Annotated in this window: 17 protein-coding genes; 4 read left to right on the forward strand and 13 right to left on the reverse strand. The window is 64.2% G+C overall.

The window, feature by feature from the left end; all coding sequences use genetic code 11:
• Positions 1 to 7: 7 nt before the first annotated feature.
• From flgK to YQ44_RS04665, 4 genes are all read left to right on the forward strand, one after another.
• On the forward strand, positions 8 to 1975 hold the full coding sequence (gene flgK / locus YQ44_RS04650; RefSeq protein ID WP_071322387.1) for a flagellar hook-associated protein FlgK: 1968 nt from the start codon (positions 8 to 10) through the stop codon (positions 1973 to 1975).
• Positions 1976 to 2046: 71 nt separating this feature from the next.
• Positions 2047 to 3288 (forward strand): flagellar hook-associated protein FlgL, encoded by a 1242-nt coding sequence (flgL, locus tag YQ44_RS04655; RefSeq protein WP_071322388.1) that lies wholly within the window; start codon positions 2047 to 2049, stop codon positions 3286 to 3288.
• 181 nt (positions 3289 to 3469) lie between these two features.
• Entirely contained in the window at positions 3470 to 3913 is a 444-nt protein-coding gene (locus tag YQ44_RS04660) for a MarR family winged helix-turn-helix transcriptional regulator (RefSeq protein WP_071322389.1), read from the forward strand.
• A gap of 48 nt (positions 3914 to 3961) precedes the next feature.
• Positions 3962 to 5221 carry an MFS transporter gene (locus tag YQ44_RS04665; RefSeq protein WP_071322390.1) on the forward strand — a complete coding sequence of 420 codons (1260 nt, stop codon included), beginning with the start codon at positions 3962 to 3964 and terminating at the stop codon, positions 5219 to 5221.
• A gap of 9 nt (positions 5222 to 5230) precedes the next feature.
• Here YQ44_RS04665 and fliR read toward each other — a convergent pair whose 3' ends face one another.
• From fliR to fliF, 13 genes are all read right to left on the reverse strand, one after another.
• Positions 5231 to 6097, reverse strand: a complete 867-nt coding sequence (gene fliR / locus YQ44_RS04670; protein WP_071322391.1) for a flagellar biosynthetic protein FliR — start codon at positions 6095 to 6097, stop codon at positions 5231 to 5233.
• A gap of 16 nt (positions 6098 to 6113) precedes the next feature.
• Positions 6114 to 6383, reverse strand: coding sequence for a flagellar biosynthesis protein FliQ (fliQ, locus tag YQ44_RS04675; protein WP_071322392.1), 270 nt, complete (start codon positions 6381 to 6383; stop codon positions 6114 to 6116).
• A 12-nt stretch (positions 6384 to 6395) separates the two neighbouring features.
• The gene (gene fliP, locus YQ44_RS04680) at positions 6396 to 7175 is read right to left on the reverse strand and encodes a flagellar type III secretion system pore protein FliP (protein ID WP_442905929.1); all 780 of its coding nucleotides are present in this window, start codon (positions 7173 to 7175) and stop codon (positions 6396 to 6398) included.
• 7 nt (positions 7176 to 7182) lie between these two features.
• The gene (gene fliO, locus YQ44_RS04685) at positions 7183 to 7785 is read right to left on the reverse strand and encodes a flagellar biosynthetic protein FliO (protein ID WP_071322394.1); all 603 of its coding nucleotides are present in this window, start codon (positions 7783 to 7785) and stop codon (positions 7183 to 7185) included.
• On the reverse strand, positions 7782 to 8216 hold the full coding sequence (gene fliN, locus YQ44_RS04690) for a flagellar motor switch protein FliN (protein ID WP_034754038.1): 435 nt from the start codon (positions 8214 to 8216) through the stop codon (positions 7782 to 7784). Before fliN ends, fliO begins: the two co-directional genes overlap by 4 nt.
• Before the next feature lie 64 nt (positions 8217 to 8280).
• Positions 8281 to 9267: a flagellar motor switch protein FliM gene (gene fliM / locus YQ44_RS04695; RefSeq protein ID WP_034754035.1), complete on the reverse strand. Its 987-nt coding sequence runs from the start codon at positions 9265 to 9267 to the stop codon at positions 8281 to 8283.
• Positions 9268 to 9273: 6 nt separating this feature from the next.
• Positions 9274 to 9783 carry a flagellar basal body-associated protein FliL gene (fliL, locus tag YQ44_RS04700; protein WP_071322395.1) on the reverse strand — a complete coding sequence of 170 codons (510 nt, stop codon included), beginning with the start codon at positions 9781 to 9783 and terminating at the stop codon, positions 9274 to 9276.
• A 186-nt stretch (positions 9784 to 9969) separates the two neighbouring features.
• Positions 9970 to 11274: a flagellar hook-length control protein FliK gene (locus tag YQ44_RS29275; RefSeq protein ID WP_071322396.1), complete on the reverse strand. Its 1305-nt coding sequence runs from the start codon at positions 11272 to 11274 to the stop codon at positions 9970 to 9972.
• Positions 11275 to 11293: 19 nt separating this feature from the next.
• Positions 11294 to 11734, reverse strand: a complete 441-nt coding sequence (gene fliJ, locus YQ44_RS04710) for a flagellar export protein FliJ (protein ID WP_071322397.1) — start codon at positions 11732 to 11734, stop codon at positions 11294 to 11296.
• A gap of 32 nt (positions 11735 to 11766) precedes the next feature.
• Positions 11767 to 13083, reverse strand: coding sequence for a flagellar protein export ATPase FliI (fliI, locus tag YQ44_RS04715; protein ID WP_232251296.1), 1317 nt, complete (start codon positions 13081 to 13083; stop codon positions 11767 to 11769).
• Positions 13084 to 13172: 89 nt separating this feature from the next.
• Positions 13173 to 13874, reverse strand: a complete 702-nt coding sequence (locus YQ44_RS04720; RefSeq protein ID WP_071322399.1) for a flagellar assembly protein FliH — start codon at positions 13872 to 13874, stop codon at positions 13173 to 13175.
• A 43-nt stretch (positions 13875 to 13917) separates the two neighbouring features.
• Positions 13918 to 14916, reverse strand: a complete 999-nt coding sequence (fliG, locus tag YQ44_RS04725) for a flagellar motor switch protein FliG (protein ID WP_034787109.1) — start codon at positions 14914 to 14916, stop codon at positions 13918 to 13920.
• Complete coding sequence (gene fliF, locus YQ44_RS04730; RefSeq protein ID WP_071322400.1) at positions 14909 to 16624, reverse strand: flagellar basal-body MS-ring/collar protein FliF; 1716 nt, start codon at positions 16622 to 16624, stop codon at positions 14909 to 14911. Before fliF ends, fliG begins: the two co-directional genes overlap by 8 nt.
• Positions 16625 to 16714: the final 90 nt, after the last annotated feature.

Below are 16714 nucleotides of genomic sequence, written 5' to 3' on the forward strand. Positions count from 1 at the left end.
AGACACCATGACTTCGAATCTACTCAGCATCGGTAAGAGCGGTTTGCTTGCAGCGCAGGTGGGCCTGTCGACGACCGGGCATAACATCACCAATGCCAACGTGGACGGCTACAACCGCCAGGTGGTGCTGCAGCAGACGGCGCAGTTCAACAATGCCGGTTATGGTTTCGTGGGCAATGGTACGGAAGTGTCGCAAGTCAAGCGCCAGTACGACAGTTTCATGGCCGCCCAGGTGAACAATGCGCAGGCGACCACCAGTTCGCTCGATGCGTATTACACGCAGATCAGCCAGATCGACAACCTGCTGGCCGACCCCACGGCCGGGCTGTCGCCGGCGATGGCCGATTTCTTCAAGGGCGTGCAGGATTTCAGCTCGAATCCCTCGTCCGTGTCGTCGCGCCAGGCATTGTTGTCGAGCGCCAACTCGCTGGCCTCGCGCTTCCAGGGCCTCAGCGCGCGCCTGACGGAAATCGGCGACGGCGTCAATTCGCAGATCACCTCGAATGTGAAGGTGATCAATTCCTACGCCAAGCAGATCGCCGAGCTGAATAACTCGATCGCCAGCCTGACCGTCAATCAAAGCAACCAGCCCAACGATTTGCTCGACCAGCGCGACCAGCTGATCACGGAGATGAACAAATACGTCAAGACTACGGTCCAGCCTGGCTCGAACAACACGATCACCGTGTCGATCGGCTCGGGCCAGCCGCTGGTGGTGGGTGACAAGAACTTTGAGCTGGCCGTCACGCCTTCGCCGACGGACCCGCAGCGCCTGGACGTCGGCTATGTCACGGGCTCTACCGTCACCAAGCTGTCGGAAAGTTCGCTGACCGGTGGCGCGCTGGGCGGCTTGCTGGAATTCCGTAGCGGCAGCCTGGACCGTATCCAGAATTCGCTGGGCAAGGTCGCCATCGCCCTGGCCGCCACCTTCAATGACCAGCACAAGCTGGGCCAGGACTTGAATGGCGACATGGGCGGCGACTTTTTCAAGGTGCCCGATCCCGTCATCGGCGCCGACTACCGCAACAACTCGTCGAGCACGACGGCGCTGTCGGCCAAGGTCAGCGATCCGACCAAGCTGACGGGCAGCGATTACGCCGTGAGGTATGACGGCGGCAATTATGTCGTGACGCGCCAGAGCGACGGCGCGAAAACGACCATCAACCCGTATCCGCAAACCGTGCCGCAAACCATCGATGGCGTGGATTTCTCGATTTCGGGCACGGCCGCCGAAGGCGACAACTTCATGGTCAGGCCGACCGCCAACGGCGCTGCCGGCCTCGGCGTGCTGATTACCGACCGCAACAAGCTGGCCGCCGGCGCGCCGATCGCCACGGGCGCGCCCGTCAGCAACACGGGCAGCGGCAAGCTTGGCCTGGGTAGCGTGGACAAGGCCTATTTGACGCCCGGCAATGCGCTCACGAGCACCGTGACCTTGACCTACGACAAGGTCAGCGGCTCGCTGTCGGGCTTCCCGGCAGGCCAGGCCGTGACGGTGAAGGGCTTGAACGGCAGCAGCACCACGTATCCGGCCGGCACGGCGAACATTCCGTACACGGAAGGCGACAGCTTCAACTTCGGCGGCATCAACGTCAGCATGACGGGCGCGCCGGCGCAGGGCGACAAGTTCACCATTGCGCCGAACTCGGGCGGCGTGGGCGACAGCCGCAATGCGGCGCTGCTGGCGAGCTTGCAGACGAAAAATATTCTCGACGGCGGCAAGGCCACGTTCCAGGGTTCGTACGCGGAAACCGTCAGCTTCGTGGGCAACAAGACGCGCGAAGTCCAGGTCAGCGGCCTGGCCAGCCTGGCGTTGTTGCAACAGACGAGTACGCAGCAGCAAGCCGTGTCCGGCGTCAACCTCGACGAAGAGGCGGCCAACCTGCTGCGCTACCAGCAGGCTTACCAGGCGTGCGGCAAGGTCATGCAGATTGCCAGCACCCTGTTCGACGTGGTCATCGGTCTCGGACGTTAATTCTTCATTATTCAGATTCAGCGATTTAAGCGGCGGCTTGTAGCGCCGCCGCCATCAGGAAGGGCAGCATCATGCGCATCAGTACCAGAATGATCTATGAAACGGGCAGCTCCCAGCTGAATAACCTGCAGGGCGCGCTGAACCGCACGCAGATGCAGCTGTCTGCCAACCGCCGCAACCTGACGCCGGCCGACGACCCGATCGCCTCGGCGCGCGCGCTGGAAGTGACGCAGTCGCAATCGATCAATACGCAGTTCGTGACGAACCGCTCGAACGCCAAGAATTTCCTCTCGCAGGAAGAACTGGCGCTGGCCAGCACCACCTCGCTGATCGCCGACGTGAAGGATCTGGTCTTGAAGGCCGGCAATCCGGCGCTCAAGGATATCGACCGCCAGAGCCTGGCGACGGAGCTGAAAGGCCGGCTGACCGACCTGCTGGGCATCGCCAACACCTCCGACAATGCGGGCGGCTATCTGTTTTCCGGCTACAAATCGTCCACCCAGCCGTTCAGCCAGACTCCGGGCGGCGCCACCTATGTGGGCGACCAGGGCCAGCGCGAGCTGCAGGTAGGCTCGGCGCGCTACCTGGCCACCAGCGACTCGGGCGCGACCGTGTTCGAGAACAATCTGACGGGCAACGGCAAGTTCACCACGGCGCCCGATCCAGGCAATTTCACGCGCGGCGGCGCCGGCATCATTTCCGGCGGCACCGTCACCGATCCCACCAAGTTGACGGGGCACAAGTACTCGATCGATTTCCAGGTGACGGGCACGGGCACCGACGCCAAGACGACCTATACCGTGACGGACGTGACCCTGGGCCAGACCATCCCGACTCCGGCCGTGCCGGTGGCCTATAAGGCGGGCGACGCCATCAACTTCGACGGCCAGCAAGTCAATATCGCGGGCAAGCCGGCCGACCTGGACAAGTTCACCTTGGAGCCGAGCGGCAAGGAATCGATCTTTACCACGATCACCAACCTGATCGGCGCGCTGGGCCAGCCGGCCACGGGCGACGCCGGCCAGGCGCGCCTGACGGCCAGCCTGAACGCGGCGCACAATATCCTCGACACGGCTTACGACAATGTGCTGTCGGTGCGCGCGGAAGTCGGTTCGCGGCTGAAGGAGCTCGATACCCTCGACAGCGCCGGCGACGACCTCGACCTGCAGTACGCGAGCACCCTGTCGGGCTTGCAGGACCTGGACATGGTGAAGGCGATTTCCCTGTTCAGCCAGCAGCAGATCACCCTGCAGGCGGCGCAGAAGTCGTTCACGTCCATCTCGGGACTGTCGCTGTTCAATTACATCAGCTAAGCCATCCGTTTCAGTGCGGTGACCGGGGAGCCGGGGCAGGGAGTGCATCTTCCGCCCCGGCTTTTTTGCGTGCGCAGGAGAGCCACTTCGACAAGATGGTCAGGTAGCCTGTACAGGCAAACTGTGCAGGTTACCTGCATATCTGTTATAGTAGGGCCTGTTGATCCACTACCCGTTTCCCATGCCTACTCCACAAGACGAACACGAACAAGTGCTGCAACTGGCCGGCGAATTGCGCATTCTCATCGGCAAGCTGCGCCGTCGCCTGCGCGAAGAGGCGCATCTGGGCGACGTCAGCATGTCGCAGTCATCTGTGCTCAGCCGTCTCGAGCGCGACGGCCCGGCCACCGCCAGCAGCCTGGCGCGCGCCGAAGGCATGCGTCCGCAGTCGATGGCCGCCACCGTGCTGGCGCTGACGGAAGCGCAGATGGTGACGGGGTCGCCCGATCCGGCCGACGGGCGGCAGACCATCCTGACCCTGACGGACAGCTGCCGCGCCTGGATCGCGGCCAGCCGCGCCGCGCGCGAAGACTGGCTGGCGCGCACCATTGAAACGCGGCTCACGCCGCAGGAAGTCACCGAACTGGACAAGGCGGTGGCATTACTCAAACGTTTGGCGCAGTGATCCGCTGAACCATTCACCCCGACCCCGGCAAGGAGCCCGCACGCCCAGATGAAAAACACATTCCGTTCGCTACGCAATCCCAATTACCGTATCTGGGCCGGCGGCGCCCTCGTGTCGAATGTCGGCACCTGGATGCAGCGCACGGCGCAGGATTGGCTGGTGCTGAGCGAATTGACGCAGCACAATGCCAGCGCCGTCGGCATCGTCATGGCCTTGCAATTCGGCCCGCAGCTGCTGTTGCTGCCCCTGACGGGCATGGCGGCCGACCTGCTGGACCGGAGAAAATTGCTGTTGTTCACGCAGGCGGCCATGGGCTTGCTGGCGCTGGGCCTGGGCGTGCTGTGCATCAGCGGCCTGGTGCAACTGTGGCATGTGTATGTGTTTGCCTTCCTGCTGGGCTGCGTGACGGCCTTCGATTCGCCCGTGCGCCAGACCTTTGTTTCCGAGATCGTCGACGAGGAAGACTTGACGAACGCCGTGGCGCTGAATTCCACCTCGTTCAATGCGGCGCGCATGCTGGGCCCGGCCGTGGCCGGTTTGCTGATCAGCAGCGTCGGCAGCGGCTGGGTCTTCATCATCAACGCCGTCTCGTTTGCCGCCGTGATCGGTTCGCTGTTGCTGCTGCGCGTGCAATTGCTGCGCCGCGCGCCGCGCCTGAAAGCCACGCGCGCCAGCCTGGGCGAAGGTTTCCGCTACGTGCGCCAGCGGCCCGACCTGATGGCCATCCTGCTGATGCTGTTCCTGATCGGCACCTTTGGCTTGAATTTCCCGATTTTCCTGTCGACCATGTCGGTGACGGCCTTCCATGCGGGGGCCGGCCAGTATGGCGTGCTCAGTTCCGTGATGGCTTGCGGTTCCGTGGCCGGCGCCCTGCTGGCGGCGGGGCGCGGCAGGCCCACCCTGGCGCTGCTGCTGGGCGCGGCCGCGCTGTTCGGCTTTGCCTGCGCACTGGCGGCCGTGATGCCCAACTACTGGCTGTTCGGCATGGTGCTGGTGGTGATCGGCATCGCCGCGCAAACCTTTACCACCAGCGTCAACAGCAGCGTGCAACTGTCGACGGCGCCCGCCATGCGGGGCCGCGTGATGGCCATCCTGTTGGCGATCTCGGCTGGCGGCACGCCGCTGGGCGCGCCCATCGTGGGCTGGGTGGCCGATACCTTCGGCCCGCGCTGGGCGCTGGGCATAGGCGCCCTGTCGGGGCTGGCGGCGGCCCTGGTCGGCGTGCGCTATCTGGTCAGGCATCACCAGTTGCGCCTGAACGTGGACCTGCGGCGCTGGCGTTTTGCGCTGAGCAGCGACCAGCCCTGAGCGACGGCCTTACGGTGCGGGCAGCGGCGCTGGCTGGGCCGGCGGCGCGGGGCGCAGGGGATTCGGCGGCACGGGCGGCGGCGGGCGGTCGCGCGTGGCGAAGCCGCGCGGCAGCAGACGTGCCGTTTCTATGCCGCGCAGGAACATGTTCTGGAATGGCGTGGCCAGGTAGGGCAGCACCATGCCGATCACCAGCAAGCCCACGCCCAGGGTGACGGGGAAGCCGATACCGAAGATGTTCAGCTGCGGCGCGGCGCGCGTCAAAATGCCCAGTGCCACGTTGGTCAGCAGCAGGGCGGCGATGATGGGCAGGGAAATTTGCAAGCCGGAACGGAAGATTTCCCCGCCCCAGGCGGCCAGCTGCTGAAAGCCGCCGCCGCTGACCGGACTCGATGAAATCGGCAGGCTGACGAAGCTTTCCGCCAGCGCCGCCAGCAAGACCAGGTGCCCGTTGACAGTCAAAAACATCAATGTGGCCAGCATGACGAGGAACTGGCTGATGGCGGAAGACCTGCCCTTGGTTTGCGGGTCGAAGAACGAGGCGAAGCCCAGGCCCATGGTCAGGCTGCTGATTTCGCCGGCCATCTCGATGGCGGAAAATACGATGCGGATGGAAAAGCCCATGGCCAGTCCCACCAGCATTTCCTGCGTCAGTATCAGCAATCCCGCCAGCGACATGGGATTGACCGCAGGCAATGCCGGCACGGTGGGGGCGATGATCATGGCCAGCATGGCGCCCAGCGAGACCTTGACGGTGGCCGGCACGGCCGCGTTGCCGAACAGCGGCGCGGCCGCGATCAGGCCAAGGATGCGGCTAAGCGGCCACAGCAGAGCTGCGATCCACGTGTTCAGTTCAATGCTGGACAGGGTCAGCATGGCAACAGCGGCTGCACTAGCCCACCAGGTTCGGGATGCCGGTAAATACCTGGCGCATGTAGTCGAGCATGACGGACAGCATCCATGGGCCGGCCACGACGATGGCGATGAAAATGCCCACCAGCTTGGGAATGAAGGACAGGGTCGCCTCGTTGATCTGCGTGGCGGCCTGGAAGATACTGACGATCAAGCCGATGATGAGGGCGACCAGCAGCATGGGCGCGGCCACCATCAGCGTGATTTCCATCGCATGGCGGCCCAGGGTCATGACGCTTTCGGGTGTCATCGCAGTCCTATCCTAGTAAAAACTCTGTGACAGCGAGCCCAGCAGTAATTGCCAGCCATCGACGAGCACGAACAGCATCAGCTTGAACGGCAGCGAGATCGTCGCCGGCGACATCATCATCATGCCCATCGACATCAGCACGCTGGCGACCACCATGTCGATGATGAGGAAGGGGATGAAGATGGCAAAACCGATCTGGAACGCCGTCTTCAGTTCGCTGGTGACGAAGGCCGGCACGAGGATGCGCAGCGGCACGTCTTCCGGGCCTTGCAAGTCTGGCGCGCGCGACATCTTGGCGAACAGGGCCAGGTCGGCCTGGCGCGTCTGTTTCAGCATGAAGGTTTTCAGCGGTTCGACGCCCTTGTCCATCGCCTGCTGCATGCTGATCTTGTTTTCCTGGTAAGGCTGGTAGGCATCCGTATAAATCTTGTCGAACACGGGGCCCATGACGAACAGGGTGAGGAACAGGGCCAGTCCCACCAGCACCTGGTTCGGCGGCGCCGATTGCGTGCCGATGGCCTGGCGCAGCAGGGACAGCACGATGATGATGCGCGTAAAGCAGGTCATCATCAACAGGGCCGCCGGCAAAAAGGTGAGCGACGTCATCAGGATGAGCGTCTGTACCGGCAGCGAATAGTTCTGGCCGCCGCCCGGCGCCGGCGTGCTGGTAAACGCGGGGATGCCCGGCTGGGCCAGGGCCCACAGCGGCAGCGCCAGCGCGGCGACAGCCAGCAGCCAGGTCAGCGGAGTCTTGATATTGCGCAATGCCAGCGCCTGTTTCGCCTGCGTCATTGCGTGTTTATTTCCCATTGCGCTTTTCGATGGTCTGTTTCAGCCATTCGGAAAAATTGGCGGCCGCGGGGCCGTTTTGCGCCGTCGCCAGTTGCGGCAAGTCGCCTTCCTGGCGCGGCATGGTGGCCAGCGCATTCACGCGGCCGGGCGAGGCGCCGACGACGATCCACTGGTCGGCCACTTCGATCAGCACGATGCGTTCGCGTCCACCGAGGTTGAGCGAGCTGACGACGCGCATCCGTGCATTGCCGCCCATGGCTTTCGGACCGTAGCGCTTCATGAACCAGGCCAGGCCGATCAGCAGGGCCAGCACGAAGACGAGCGCGAAGATGGTTTGCAGCAAGCTGCCGGCGGACGATGTGGGCGCCATGGTCATCGGCGCGCCGGGCGGCATGGCGGGCATGGCGGCGGCAGGCGAGGTGGTGGCCGCAGCCGCAGCCGCGGGGACGGCCCCGGCTTGCCCGCTTGCGCCCTCGGCAGGCGTGCTGGCGACGGCGGCGCTGGCCGCCGGCGCTGCTGTCGGGATGGAAGCGGGCGCCGGCGCCGCCTGGGCAATGCAGCATGCCGCCACGAGCGGCAGCATGGTGGAAATCAACAGGCCAGGCTTCATTTATTGAGTTTTCGGATACGTTCGGACGGCGTGATGATGTCGGTCAGGCGGATGCCGAACTTGTCATTCACCACCACCACTTCGCCCTGGGCGATCAGGCAGCCGTTGACCAGCACGTCCATCGGCTCGCCGGCCAGGCCGTCGAGCTCGACCACGGAACCCTGCGCCAGTTGCAGCAGGTTCTTGATGGCGATCTTGGTGCGGCCCAGTTCGACCGTCAGCTGCACGGGGATATCGAGGATGAAATCGATATCGTTGTGCGTTTCCGACTTCGACGCCTGCTTGGAAAAGTCCTTGAACACGGCGGCGCTGGCCGCGCTGGCCGTATTGGCGGCCTGGTTCTGCAGCGCTTCGGCTTCCGCCTTGGCCTGCTCGGCAATGGCCGCGCCCCAATCGTCTTCCGCGCTTTGGTCGTCTTGGTTGTCAGACATGTGTTTCTCCTGTTGTACAGATGCGGGCCGCAGCGCGACCCGGGTATTTATCTATTGCAATTATTTAATGATTGTTCATGTTGTCGGCATTGGCCAGCAACTTTTCAACCTTCAGCGCATATTGTCCGTTCAACACGCCATATGTGCAATCCATCACGGGCACGCCGTCGACGGTGGCGGCGATCAGTTCCGGGATGTTGAGCGGAATGATGTCGCCCACCTTCATGTTCAGGATTTCATCGAACGACACGCGCGCCGTGCCCAGCGACGCCACCAGCTCGACTTCGGCGATCTGGATCTGCTGCGTCATCAGGCGGATCCAGCGCTTGTCCACTTCCAGCGCCTCGCCCTGCAGGCTCGAGGTCAGCGAATCGCGGATCGGCTCGATCATCGAATACGGCATGCAGAAGTGGATTTGTCCGGAAACGGAGCCCAGTTCCACCGTAAACGTGGAGGCTACCACCACCTCGTTGGGCGTGGCGATGTTGGCGAACTGCGTGTTCATTTCCGAACGGATATATTCGAACTCGACGGGGAAGACCGGCTCCCACGACTTGGTATAGGCTTCGAAGACGATATCGAGGATGCGCAGAATGATGCGCTGCTCCGTCTGCGTAAAGTCGCGCCCTTCGACGCGCGTATGAAAGCGCCCGTCGCCGCCGAACAGGTTGTCGACCAGCAAAAACACGAGGCCCGGATCGAAGACCATCAGGGCCGTGCCGCGCAGCGGCTTCATGTGCACCAGGTTCAGATTGGTCGGCACCACCAGGTTACGGATGAACTCGCTGTATTTCGACACGCGCACGGAGCCGACCGACACTTCCGCGCTGCGGCGCAGGAAGTTGAACAGCCCCACGCGCAGCAGACGGGCAAAACGCTCGTTGATAATTTCCAACGTCGGCATCCGGCCGCGCACGATGCGCTCCTGGGTCGCCAGGTTGTAGGTACGAACTCCCGTGACGTCTTCCGGCGCCTGCGCGTCGTCCTGGTCTCCGTTGACGCCCTTCAGAAGGGCATCGACTTCTTCCTGGGAGAGGAAATTATCGGCCATGGCTGCTTATTGAATGATGAATGCGGTAAATAATACGTCCGTCACGTCCTGCTCCGGCCCTTTGTCCTCGAACGGCTGGTTCACCTGGCCGATGATTTCCGCCGCCAGTTGCTGCTTGCCTTCCACGGTATTGAGTTCCGAGGCTTTCTTGCCAGACAGCAACAGCAACAGGCGGCTGCGCACCTTCGGCATGTTCAGCTTGATCAAATCCATTTCTTCGGGACTGCTCGCCTGCAGGGTAAACGCGATCTGCAGGTATTGCTCGCCATTTTCCGGCTGCAAGTTGACGGTGAAGGCATCGATGGGCACGAACACGGGCGGCCCTGCCTTCGACACCTGTTTTTTCTTGCTGGAGCTGGTGTCAGCCTTGTCGGACTTGCCATGCAAGAAATACCAGGCCGCACCGCCACCGAGGCCGCCAGCCACTAGAACCGAGGCCAGCACTATGATCAGAAGCTTCTTTTTTGACGCGCCGGCCGGTGCCAGGGCTGCGTCTGCTTTCGGATCTGCTTTCATTTTTGGATTTGCTTTCAATGGTACTCGAGTGCATGGAAGTGGATCACGACGCCATTATGTCATTATCGGCAAATTCTGCGCAGAAGGATGCAGTGAAAAGAGGGCGGAAGCGCCCTCAACTCGATGTTTCTGCACGAAAAGTTCCAGCGCAGGCCGCCGCTGTGGCCTGCGGGCGACGAATTGCCGCTAGGCGAAGGTATCCACGGCGCCCAAGGTGGCCCTGCCGCGCGTGCCCGTGGCTGGCGCGATGGCGATCTCGCCGCCGGCGCCGCCGCTACCCTGGCCATTGCCGCGGCGTCCGTCCGACGCCTCGCCGTTGCCATGGTTTTGCTGTTCCGGCGTGCCGGCCGAGACCGTGGCGCTGCCGAAGGCGATGCCCGCTTCGCTCATCATCTCGCGCAGGCGCGGCATGGCCGCTTCCAGCGCCTGGCGTACCTCGGGCTGGGCCGACATGAAGGCCGCGTCGGCCTGGTCATTGGTCACCGTCAAGACCACCTGCAAGGGGCCGAGGTCGGGCGGATTCAGGGTCAGGGTGGCGCTCTGGTCGCCGCCGGCCGCCATCCACACGACTTTCTGCCCCAGCTGCTGGTCCCAGGCCGGCGTGCCGACGCGGCCCGCCAGCTTGTCCGCCGGCACGGCTGCCGCCGCGGCCGCCTGTTGCAGCGCGCCTGGCTGCAGGGTCGCCGTCAGGCGGCTCAGGTCGGCAGGCGCTTCCTTCGGTAGTGCTTCGGTCATGGCGCTGCCCGCCTTGACGGTTGCCGCCAGCTGGGCGTCGATGGCCAGCTTGCCCGCCTCGCCCCTGGCGCCGGGCAGGCTGGCGCCAGGCTGCGCCGTGGTGGCTGCCTTGCCCTGGGCCTGGACCAGGCTGTCGGCGAAGTCGCCGCCGTCCGCTTGCGCGGCGGCCGCGGCCTTGCCGCCGCCCTGGCCAGCCAGTTGCAGGGCGGTGGCCGCCAGGCTCTTGCCGTCGGCCTTGACGCCGGTGCGCGGCGCCAGTTCCGGCGTCGCCTTGGCAGTCGCTGCCGGTGTCTGCATGGCCAACTGGATGCTGCCCACGAGGGCCAGCATCTCGGCGGCCGGGTCGGCTGGCGGCGGTACCGCAGCGGCGGCCGTGGCTGGCACGCTGGCCTCGGCCTCGCTGCCGTCCTTGGCTGCCGGCGCGGGCGTCGTTGCTTCATTGGCGGAGCTGGCCTGGCTATCGGGCGCGGTGGTTTGTTCGGCTGGCTGCTGCACCGGCTTGGCTTCGCTGCCTGGCGCCTTGGCGGCCGGCGCAGGAGCGGCAGCCTGGGCCGGAGCAGGAACGGGAGCAGGGCGAGCCTGTGCTGTTTGCGCTTGCGCAAGATTGCGGCTGGCCTGGCGCTGTTCGATCTGGCGGTTCAGGGTGCGCTGGAAGTCGCCGTCGCTGCCGCCGTTGGACGGCTGGGCGCGGTTGGCCGGGCCAGGCGTGGCATTCGGCGAGACAATCTGGGAAATCGGGTTTTGCAGGGTTTGCATGGTGCTGCCTCTGTGTTGCTTAGCGTTTGTAATAGGCTTGTCGAGCCGCGTGCTCATCCATTGCCTTCTGGTCGCGCTTGTTTTCCAGCTTCAGCGCCTGTTCCTGTGCCCGGTTGTTCAGGGTGGTGTACGACATGCGCTTGCGTTCGGCCAGTTGCCAGCGCATCTTTTCATTCTCGCTGCGCGCCTGCGCATGCTCGACCACTTGCTGCTGGCCCAGGATGGCGCTGTCGAGCTTGACCATGAAGGCCTGGAAGTTGCGGTAAGCCATGGGCGTGATGCCGTTGCTCATGCTCGCTTCGAAGCGCTTGGCATAGTCGTCGCGGTAGCCGGACAGCATGTCCAGCTTTTCGCGGCAATCGTCGAGCGCTTTCAGGGCCGCGCCCAGGCGCTTGGCGCAGTCGTCCGTTTCGCGCTGCGCAAGGTCGATCAGGGTGGCAAGTTGGGAAGGAGAGGCCATGACTGATTATATTCCCCGTGTGCAAGCCCTAATCAATCGAATAGAGCGGTAAGTTGCCCCAAGCTCTCGTCCATGCTGACCCGCTCCGTGATTTGCTGTTGCAAAAACGCTTCAATCTTTTCATGCAGGGCGATGGCCTGGTCCAGCACGGGATCGGTGCCGGCGCTGTAGGCGCCCACGCTGATCAGGTCGCGGCTGCGTTCATAGCGCGAATACAGCTGTTTCAGCTTGCGCGCCTGCTGCTGGTGCTCGGGTGTGGTGATCGAGTGGGCGGCGCGCGAAATCGACTGTTCGATGTCGATGGCCGGATAGTGACCGGCCTCGGCCAGGCGCCGGTTCAGCACGATATGCCCGTCCAGGATGGCGCGCGCCGAGTCGGCGATCGGGTCCTGCTGGTCGTCGCCTTCCGTCAGCACGGTGTAGAAGGCCGTGATCGAGCCGCCGCCTTCCTCGCCATTGCCGGCCCGCTCCACCAGCACGGGCAGCTTGGCGAAGACGGATGGCGGATAGCCCTTGGTGGCGGGCGGCTCGCCGATGGCCAGGGCGATTTCGCGCTGCGCCATGGCGTAGCGGGTCAGCGAATCCATGATCAACAGTACGTTTTGTCCCTGGTCGCGGAAATGCTCGGCAATCGCCGTCGCATAGGCGGCCCCTTGCAGGCGCATCAGCGGCGGCGTGTCGGCCGGCGCGGCCACGACGACTGAGCGGGCCAGGCCTTCGGCGCCGAGGATCTGTTCGATGAATTCCTTCACCTCTCGTCCCCGTTCGCCGATCAGGCCGACGACGATCACGTCCGCTTCCGTGTAGCGGGCCATCATGCCCAGCAGCACGCTTTTCCCTACGCCGGAACCCGCGAACAGGCCCATGCGCTGGCCACGGCCCACGGTCAGCATGGCATTGATCGAGCGCACGCCCACGTCCAGGGTGTCGACGATGGGCGCGCGGCCCAGCGGATTGGCGGGGCGCACGTTGATGGGGGCGCTGTCGGTCGTGTGCAGCGGACCCAGCTGGTCGAGCGGGCGGCCCGCGCCATCGAGCACGCGGCCCAGCAGCTGCGGCCCCACGGGCAGGTGGCGCGCGCGGTCGCTGGGGCGGCGGCGCGGATGGGCCACGCTGCCAGGGCGGGGGATGGCCGGTTCGACGGAAAACACGCGCGTGCCGGGCACGATGCCTTCGACGTCGCTTTGCGGCATGAGGAACAGGCGGTCGCCTTCGAAGCCCACCACTTCCGCCTCGACCCGGCCGCCATTCGGCAGCGGCACGGTGCAGGCGGCGCCGACGGCCAGGCGCAGGCCCACGGCTTCCATCACGAGGCCGGCCACGCGCGTGACCCGGCCCGATACCTGCATCGGCTCCACGAAGCCGACCACGGCCGAACAGTCGCTCAGGTAGGCGCGCCAGCGCGCCGCATGGGCAGGAGGGCCTTTGACGGGCTCGCTCACGGCGCCAGCCAGTCCAGGTCTTTGCCCAGCGCATGCGTCAGGCGGTGCCAGCGGGTGGACGTCTGCGCGTCGATCTGGTTGCTGGCCGTGTCGATCTTGCAGCCGCCGCGTTCCACGCTCGGGTCTTCGATGACGCGCCAGCCGCCCTTGTCGAGCTCGTCGCCGATGCCGTCGCGCACCACTTGCGCATCTTCCGGATTGAGCATCAGCAAGGCTGGTTGTTGCAGGACAGGCAAGTATTCGATGGCTTCGCGCACCACGGGCAGCATCAGCTCGGGACGCACGGGCAAGGCCGTCTTCAGCATGCCCTTGGCCAGTTGCAAGGCCAGTTCCATCACGTCATTGGCGATCAGTTCGTCGGCCTGCTGCACGGCCGTGCCGAAGTCGACGGCGATGGTTTGCAGGTGCGCCAGTTCCACGGCGGAGACGGCCTTGCCTTCCGCATAGGATTGCGCGTGGCCGTCCGCGTGCCCGGCCGCATGGCCTTCCGCATAGCCGGCCGCGCGGCCCTCCTCGAATGCGGTGGCGCGCGCCTCCTCGCGGATGGCGTCGAGTTCTTCCTGCGTCGGGTATTCGAGCGGCGGCGCCAGCTCTTCCTCCTGCAGCTCGGCAAACGGATCGAACTCCGGCTCGGGCTCCGGTTCGAGCAGCTTGCGCGCGGCCACCACGCTGGGACGCTCGTCGCCAAACGAGGTCATTTCCCAGCGCTGGTACGCGGTTTGTTGCTCTTTGGGAATTAAATTAGACAAACGAATCCTCGCCTTTTCCGCCTAGGACGATCTGCCCCTCGTCCGCCAGGCGGCGCACGATCTGCAGGATCTGTTTCTGCTGCGATTCCACTTCCGACAGGCGCACGGGGCCTTTCGACTCGAGGTCTTCGCGCATCATCTCGCCGGCGCGCTGCGACATGTTCTTGAAGATCTTGTCGCGCAGCTCTTGCGAGGCGCCTTTCAGGGCGATGATCAGCATTTCCGACTGCACTTCGCGCAGCAGCAGCTGGATGCCGCGGTCGTCGATGTCGATCACGTTGTCGAACACGAACATTTCGTCCATGATCTTTTGCGCCATGTCGTTGTCGTAGTTCTTGATATTGTCCATGACGGAGCCTTCCTGCTCGCCGCTCATGAAGTTCAAGATCTCGGCCGCCGCGCGCACGCCGCCCAGCGACGATTTCTTGATGTTTTCGTTACCCGAAAGCAGTTTCGTCAGCACGTCGTTGAGTTCGCGCAAGGCGGCCGGCTGCACGCCGTCCAGCGTGGCGATGCGCAAGACCACGTCGTTGCGCAGGCGGTCGGTAAAGTGGCCGAGGATTTCGCAGGCCTGGTCGCGTTCCAGGTGGACGAGGATGGTGGCGATGATCTGCGGGTGTTCGTTGCGGATCAGCTCGGACACGGATTGCGAATCCATCCACTTCAGCGATTCGATGCCGGATGCGTCCTTGCCGCCCAGGATGCGCGACAGCAGCACGGAGGCCTTGTCGTCACCCAGCGCCTTGGTGAGCACTTGCCGGATGTATTCGTCCGAATCGAGGCCGACGGTGGAATTGAGTTCCGTCTGCGCGCGGAAGTCGTCCAGCACCTCGACCACCTGCTCGTGCGCGATGCCCTTCATGGTGGCCATGGCGGCGCCCAGCTTCAGCACTTCGCGCGGGCCGAGGAATTTCATCACTTCGGCCGCTTCGCTCTCGCCCAGGGCCAGCATCAGGATGGACGCTTTTTGCAGTCCCGTTGTCTCAGTCATTGTTGCCTACCCATGCTTTGATTACGTTGGCCACCACGCGCGGGTCTTCCTGCGCCAGTTTCCTGGCCATCGCCAGGTTTTCGCGGTAGCCGCGGGCCGTGTCTTCTTCCAGTTCTTCCAGCTCGGCTTCGCTGAGCAGGACTTCGTTTTCTTCGTCCGACTTGGCCAGTTCCGGCTCGACGACGGGCGGCGGCGCGCCGAAATCGTCGATCTTGCGCATCACGGGGCGCAGCATCGGGCGCACGATCTTGATGAAAATGTACAGCAGGATCAGGGCCGTGATGAGGAATTTCGCCAATTCCTTGGCCAGCGGCAAGTTGGCCGGGTCGCGCCACCACTCCAGCTTGCTTTCCGGCGCGCGGTCGATGCCGTCGAACGGCGAATTGGCCACGCTGAAGCTGTCGCCGCGGTCCTTGTTGTAGCCCATCGCTTCCTTGACCAGATTGTTGATCTGGACCATTTCGGCAGGGGAAATCGGCGTTACCGTGACCTTGCCATCCTTGCCGATGACGCGGCGGTAGTTGACGACCACGGCCACCGACAGGCGGCGCAGGCCGCCCATGGATTTCTGTTCGTAGCGCACGGTCTTGTCGACTTCATAATTTGTCGTCGATTCCTTTTGCGTCGGCGCCGTCGGCGCGCCGGCCGCCGCGCCCGGCGCTTCGGCCGTCAGCGGTGCCGTGGCCACGCCAGGCGGCTGGTTCGACAGCGCGCCGGGCACGCCGGACGGGTTGGCATTGCCGGCGCCCGTCGATTCGCTCGTTTGCTGGCTGCGGATGGTGGACGCTTCCGGCGGCGAGTTCGGCTTGTAGGTTTCGGCTGCCTGCTCGCTTTGCGAAAAATCAACGTCCGCCGTCGCTTCGGCGCGCACATTGCCTTCGCCGACGATGGGCAGCAGGATCGATTCGACCTGCTTGATCACGCTTTGCTGCAATTGCTGCACGTACTTCAATTGGTTCGGGTCCAGGCTCTTGATGCCGTTGGCGCGGTCCTTGTCCTTTTCCTGGTTCGACAGCAAGGTGCCCGCCTGGTCGACGACGGTGACATTGATCGGCAGCAATTCCGGCACGCTGGACGCCACCAGGTGCACGATGGCGCTCACCTGCAGCTGGTCCAGGCCGCGGCCTGGATGCAGGTTCAGCAGCACGGAAGCCGTCGGTTTTTGCTGTTCGCGCACGAAGACGGACGGTTTTGGCAAGGCCAGGTGGACTCTGGCCGTGTCGACGGCGGATACGGATTCGATCGATTTCGCCAGTTCGCCTTCCAGTGCGCGCTGGAAATTGACCTGTTCCAGGAATTGCGACACGCCCAGCTTCTGGTTTTCCATCAGCTCGAAACCCACGTTGCCGCCTTTCGGCAAGCCTTGCGCGGCCAGCTTCAGGCGCGCATCGTGGACTTGCTCGGACGGCACGAGTATGGCGCCGCCGCCTTCGGAAAACTTGTGCTTGATGCCCAGCTGGTCCAGCGACGCGGTGATGGCGCCGCCGTCGCGGTCCGTGAAGTTGGAGAACAGCACCTTGTATTCGGGCGGCTGGTTCCACATGTAGAGGGCCGCGCCGATGGCGATCAATGCCGCCACGCCCAGGCCGCGCAGGAAATTCTTGCCCATCGGCGTCTTGGCGAAGGCTTGCACGGACTCCACGGGAGAGCGCGCGGGCGCTGCTTCCGGTGGTATGCGGTTCACATCGATTTCTTCGGCTACAGCCATGATTGCCTTCCGGGGCGCGTGGTTTGACAGTTATCGGGTGGTGCGTGGGGGCCGCCTCCTCGGGAGGAGGGGCGATATGCAGAATTATCC

It is taken from the genome of Janthinobacterium sp. 1_2014MBL_MicDiv (assembly GCF_001865675.1).
Taxonomy (GTDB): Bacteria; Pseudomonadota; Gammaproteobacteria; order Burkholderiales; family Burkholderiaceae_D; genus Janthinobacterium.

Bases quoted from the DNA above. Each gene is read 5' to 3' on its own strand.
- fliI (WP_232251296.1), bottom strand. From the start codon at position 13,083: ATGCAGGTATCGGGCCGGGTCACGCGCGTGGCCGGCCTCGTGATGGAA.
- flgK (WP_071322387.1), top strand. From the start codon at position 8: ATGACTTCGAATCTACTCAGCATCGGTAAGAGCGGTTTGCTTGCAGCG.
- fliP (WP_442905929.1), bottom strand. From the start codon at position 7,175: ATGACGCAGGCGAAACAGGCGCTGGCATTGCGCAATATCAAGACTCCG.
- fliR (WP_071322391.1), bottom strand. From the start codon at position 6,097: ATGCTGACCCTGTCCAGCATTGAACTGAACACGTGGATCGCAGCTCTG.
- YQ44_RS04665 (WP_071322390.1), top strand. From the start codon at position 3,962: ATGAAAAACACATTCCGTTCGCTACGCAATCCCAATTACCGTATCTGG.
- fliM (WP_034754035.1), bottom strand. From the start codon at position 9,267: ATGGCCGATAATTTCCTCTCCCAGGAAGAAGTCGATGCCCTTCTGAAG.
- fliN (WP_034754038.1), bottom strand. From the start codon at position 8,216: ATGTCTGACAACCAAGACGACCAAAGCGCGGAAGACGATTGGGGCGCG.
- fliO (WP_071322394.1), bottom strand. From the start codon at position 7,785: ATGAAGCCTGGCCTGTTGATTTCCACCATGCTGCCGCTCGTGGCGGCA.
- YQ44_RS29275 (WP_071322396.1), bottom strand. From the start codon at position 11,274: ATGCAAACCCTGCAAAACCCGATTTCCCAGATTGTCTCGCCGAATGCC.
- YQ44_RS04720 (WP_071322399.1), bottom strand. From the start codon at position 13,874: ATGACCTCGTTTGGCGACGAGCGTCCCAGCGTGGTGGCCGCGCGCAAG.
- fliQ (WP_071322392.1), bottom strand. From the start codon at position 6,383: ATGACACCCGAAAGCGTCATGACCCTGGGCCGCCATGCGATGGAAATC.
- fliJ (WP_071322397.1), bottom strand. From the start codon at position 11,734: ATGGCCTCTCCTTCCCAACTTGCCACCCTGATCGACCTTGCGCAGCGC.
- flgL (WP_071322388.1), top strand. From the start codon at position 2,047: ATGCGCATCAGTACCAGAATGATCTATGAAACGGGCAGCTCCCAGCTG.
- YQ44_RS04660 (WP_071322389.1), top strand. From the start codon at position 3,470: ATGCCTACTCCACAAGACGAACACGAACAAGTGCTGCAACTGGCCGGC.
- fliG (WP_034787109.1), bottom strand. From the start codon at position 14,916: ATGACTGAGACAACGGGACTGCAAAAAGCGTCCATCCTGATGCTGGCC.
- fliF (WP_071322400.1), bottom strand. From the start codon at position 16,624: ATGGCTGTAGCCGAAGAAATCGATGTGAACCGCATACCACCGGAAGCA.
- fliL (WP_071322395.1), bottom strand. From the start codon at position 9,783: ATGAAAGCAGATCCGAAAGCAGACGCAGCCCTGGCACCGGCCGGCGCG.